We start from the raw sequence: 479 nt of genomic DNA on the forward strand, positions 1-479 counted from the left end.
CATTTCTAAACTCTAACGTGTCAAAGCAGTTTATGGTGGAGCCAAGCGGGATCGAACCGCTGACCTCCTGCGTGCAAGGCAGGCGCTCTCCCAGCTGAGCTATGGCCCCATAACAAAATTGGTGGGTCTGGGCAGATTCGAACTGCCGACCTCACCCTTATCAGGGGTGCGCTCTAACCAACTGAGCTACAGACCCAATTTCGAGCTTGTAACTGTTAGCCATGTGCTATCAGCTTGGAGCTTAAAGCTGCTTCTATCGTCTTCTTCAATGAATCAAGCAATTCGTGTGGGAGCTCATGGAGCAGCTGATGTCGTCGATTAAGGAGGTGATCCAGCCGCAGGTTCCCCTACGGCTACCTTGTTACGACTTCACCCCAGTCATGAATCACACCGTGGTAACCGTCCCCCCGAAGGTTAGACTAGCTACTTCTGGTGCAACCCACTCCCATGGTGTGACGGGCGGTGTGTACAAGGCCCGG

The 479-nt window shown here is 53.4% G+C and carries 2 tRNA genes and 1 rRNA gene; all 3 read right to left on the minus strand.

Annotation, left to right across the window (positions count from 1 at the left end):
- Positions 1-33: 33 nt before the first annotated feature.
- Positions 34-109, minus strand: a tRNA-Ala gene (locus tag DU29_RS0129230).
- A 10-nt stretch (positions 110-119) separates the two neighbouring features.
- Positions 120-196, minus strand: a tRNA-Ile gene (locus DU29_RS0129235).
- Positions 197-319: 123 nt separating this feature from the next.
- Positions 320-479 (minus strand): 16S ribosomal RNA (locus DU29_RS0129240); the annotation flags it as partial.

This window comes from Pseudomonas sp. Ant30-3 (assembly GCF_000690905.1).
Lineage (GTDB): Bacteria > Pseudomonadota > Gammaproteobacteria > Pseudomonadales > Pseudomonadaceae > Aquipseudomonas.